The organism is bacterium (assembly GCA_035505375.1).
Taxonomy (GTDB): Bacteria; Hydrothermota; Tepidihabitantia; order Tepidihabitantales; family Tepidihabitantaceae; genus UBA2258.
The window spans coordinates 1-3650 of record DATJQV010000067.1 but is presented as its reverse complement, the minus strand read 5'-3'; the positions used below and the strand labels follow the sequence as shown (position 1 = coordinate 3650).

At 59.5% G+C, this 3650-nt stretch carries 4 protein-coding genes; 3 read left to right on the top strand and 1 reads right to left on the bottom strand.

Annotated elements, in window-relative coordinates; translation table 11 throughout:
• The coding region (locus VMH22_10430) for a hypothetical protein (GenBank protein HTW92111.1) at window positions 1–580 on the top strand (580 nt) is incomplete at its 5' end.
• Between the two features lie 107 nt (window positions 581–687).
• Window positions 688–1680: a lysylphosphatidylglycerol synthase transmembrane domain-containing protein gene (locus tag VMH22_10425; GenBank protein HTW92110.1), complete on the top strand. Its 993-nt coding sequence runs from the start codon at window positions 688–690 to the stop codon at window positions 1678–1680.
• Window positions 1681–1688: 8 nt separating this feature from the next.
• Here the strand turns inward: VMH22_10425 and VMH22_10420 are convergent, their stop codons facing one another.
• Entirely contained in the window at window positions 1689–2771 is a 1083-nt protein-coding gene (locus VMH22_10420; protein ID HTW92109.1) for an IS630 family transposase, read from the bottom strand.
• A gap of 540 nt (window positions 2772–3311) precedes the next feature.
• On the opposite strand from VMH22_10420, the gene VMH22_10415 reads away from it, so the two are divergent.
• Window positions 3312–3650, top strand: a 339-nt coding sequence (locus VMH22_10415) for a hypothetical protein (protein HTW92108.1), incomplete at its 3' end; no start/stop codon positions are given.

Genomic DNA, 3650 nt, shown 5'->3' with positions numbered 1-3650 from the left:
AAGTGCCCTCACAGGAAACCTGCCGGAGTTCTTGGTTAGGAATAACTACGTGCAGCGGAGCGTCACTCTGTTCATGGCCATCAAGGTGATTCTGGTGGAGACCGGCACAGTAATGGGCGTGAACATGCGCGGGATCGCGTTTATCTACGTCGCGACGGCCGTGGTGGCAGCCATTCTTATCACCGGATATGTCACCTTCGTCGAACGCGAATTGTGGAAGAGGACCGCGCTACTGGTAATTGCCATGCTGCTTCTCCCGCCGCTTTCCACGGAATACAAGCTGATCCATCTGCTGATTCCTCTGTTCCTCTTTGTCAACTCGACTGAGCAATCGCGAGCGGACGCCATCTATGCTCTGCTCTTCGGCCTGCTCCTGATTCCCAAAGATTACTACCTCTTTCCCAAGTCGATCAGCGATTCCGGAGTGCCTGACATCAGCATCGCGATCTTTCTGAACCCGGCTATCATGCTGCTGATGTCATCCCTGATCATTGCAGGAGGGCTGCGCCGTTGGCGGCAAGCACGTCGTCAGCGGCACCCATACCCGCTGCCAGTCGAACAGAGCCTCGCCAGTAATTGAGTAACGAACGCATCAACCTCGATTAGGGGGACCCGGGAATCGAAGACTCCGTAGATCGAGCGTCCACCCGGCCGAGTCCGCAAGCCGCCGGTCTTGCTGCGCCCACCGTGAAAACGGGTCGCCTCTGGTATCTAGTCGCGACTATCCTTCTAGGCGCAACACTGCTCTACCTCGCCGTACGCGGCGTCAAATGGCGGGAGTTTGCCGCAACCATCAGGCACGCGAAACTCGGATTCCTCGTAGTCGCTTTCGGCATCTATCATGTCTCCATGGCCTTCAGGAGCCTGCGCTGGCGCGTGCTGCTCTCAGCCGAGAGGAGAGTCTCGCCGCTCACGGTATTCTGGGCCACGATGGCGGGCTATCTTGGCAACAACTTCCTTCCCGCTCGGGCCGGTGAGGTAATCCGTTCCGCCGCGCTGGGACACAAGACCGGCCTGAGTAAGAGCTGGATCTTTGCCACCGCACTGACCGAGCGCCTGCTGGATGTCGTCGCGCTGGTCCTGTTCAGCTTTGTCGCCGTGCTCTCACTGGGTCGGTCATCTCAATGGCTGGTCAAAGCATGGAAAGTCATGGGCGTCGTTGGCGTTGCAGGAATCATTCTCCTCCTCACCGTCCCGCGCTTCGAACGCCCTTTCCGAAGGCTGCTGGAGCGCCTGCCTGGCCCCACCCGCCTCCACGAACGGCTGCTCGGAATCCTCACGCAGTTCCTGTCGGGAATGCGGGCCTTCGCACACCCGTCTCGCGGATTCGCGTTTGCCGGTATGACGGTTCTCATCTGGCTGACCGACGCGGCCGGCACGATAATCCTCACGCGGGCCTTCGGGCTCAACCTGACGCTGCCGATAGCGGTGATGGTGCTTGCCGGTCTCGGACTCTCCAGCGCCATCCCTTCCACTCCGGGGTATGTTGGCGTCTATCAGTTTGCTGCGGTAGCCGTGCTTGTGCCGCTGGGCTATCCGCGTACCGGCGTGCTGGCCTACATCATCGCGGCACAGGCTGTTGGCTACGTAGTGATTACCGTCTGGGGTCTACTCGGCCTCTGGCGACTCCAGGTCTCCCCTGCCGGACTGCGCCGGCCGCTCGGAACGGAAGGAGGTTAGTGCCGTATCTAGTGTAGTGCGTCACACGCTTCTTTACATTTGGCTATCTTACGCATGATGCTCTCGACGGTGGCGACCCAGACGAATATGTGCGGGTTCTGGTTGCTCGTGTCGATGTAGTCTGCGATAGCCTTCACCAGCACAGGTACGTTGCCGAAACTGCCTCGCCGCAGCCACTTCACCGTTAGCTCCCGAAACCAGCGCTCAATCATGTTTAGCCAGGACGATGACGTCGGTGTGAAATGCAGATGAAAACGCGGGTGCCGCCCTAGCCAGGTTCTAACCCGCTTGTGCTTGTGTGTGCCGTAGTTATCGACTATCAGATGAAGGTCCAATTCCGCCGGCGTCTCGGTATCGACCCGCTCAAGAAACCGTATGAACTCCTGGTGCCGATGGCGCGGCATGCAGTCGCCGATTACCTTCCCGTCCAGCATGTTCAACGCTGCAAACAACGTGGTCGTTCCGTTCCGCTTGTAGTCGTGCGTCTGACGAGCCGACAGCCCGGGCCGCAACGGCAACAACGGTCGCGTCCGTTCCAACGCCTGAATCTGGCTCTTCTCATCAACACACAGCACTAAAGCCTTGTCCGGTGGATTCAGATACAGCCCCACGACATCCTGCAACTTCTCGTAGAACCGCTTGTCCTTACTAAGTTTGAATGACTCCACCAGGTGCGGCCTCAGCCGATGACGCCTCCAGATCCGACGTACCGTCGCCTCGCTAATCCCCTGCGCCCGAGCCATCGCACGCGTACTCCAATGCGTGGCATTGGCCGGCTTGTTAAGCAACGTCGTCTCAACCACCGACTGTACCTTCCGGGCCGGAATCCGAGGCAGCCGCCCAGGACGCGGGGCATCCTTCTCCAACCCACGAAGCCGCAGCGCCAAGAAACGCTCCCGCCACAATTGCACGGTCGGCCGCGACACCCCCAGTCGCCGCGCAATCTCCTGGCTCTGCACCCCCGCCGCCGCCATACTGACTATCCGGGCACGCTGCACCAACCGCATGGGCATGCTTCTGCCTCGCGCCCAATCCTCCAGGACCGCTTGCTCTTCCGCTGACAACACAATGACCGGCGCTATTCTGCTCATGGCACATCATACAGCAGCCCGTCCTATAAGTCAAGAGATTTAAGACGCACTACACTAGCGCGTCGCTGCTTGCAGTGAACAATCGCCGTCGCCGTTCACACGAGGATATGGGGATATGGCTATCTTCGGCGATGCAGTCTTGATCGCCCTAATCAGTGCCGCGACACTGCCAGGACTGCCACGCCGCAGTCACTTGATGGCTGACACTCGCAGCAAGCGCGTCGCGCCCGAGCGACTTGACTTCACACAGCCAAGCTTGACATCATCTCGACGCCGAACTAACATCGCCCAATGCAATCGGGCGCGCTCTGTTTTTTTGGCGGAATAGACACGGATGTCTCCAAAATCCCTCGCTGCTTCGGCAAGACATAAAACGAAGCGGCTCGCGGCCTTGACCGGCATCGGCCAATAGGACGAGGCGATGATCCGGGCCGTCGCCGACCGCTCCGCCCTGCGAGCAGTCCGCGACCTCGACAGAGAGCGCCTTGGCCGATGCCCTGCTACAGCACATCGGTGCTCTGGACTGCCTGAAGGAAGGAAGTGAAGAACTTCCTTCGATTCGCGTACCCTATCCTGCTCACCGTCGCGGCCTGCTGGCTTGTGTTCACATTCCATGGTCGTCCGAAACTGGGGATCGACGATGCCCAAATAACTTTCAGCTACTCATCGAATCTTGCGGCAGGGCACGGGCTTGTCTACGCGAACAACCCCGAACACGTCGAGGGGGCAACATCCCTCCTCTGGACACTCATCTGTGCGATACCATTCCGCCTGGGGCTCGACGAATCCGGCGTCCTGGCGATATCGGTCCTCCTTCTCTGCCTCACGCAGATCTTAGCTCTCGGCATCATCCGTCGGTCATCTGCGACCAGACAGCTC

Coding starts and splice junctions, on each gene's coding strand:
- VMH22_10420 (HTW92109.1), bottom strand. CDS start 2,771: ATGAGCAGAATAGCGCCGGTCATTGTGTTGTCAGCGGAAGAGCAAGCG.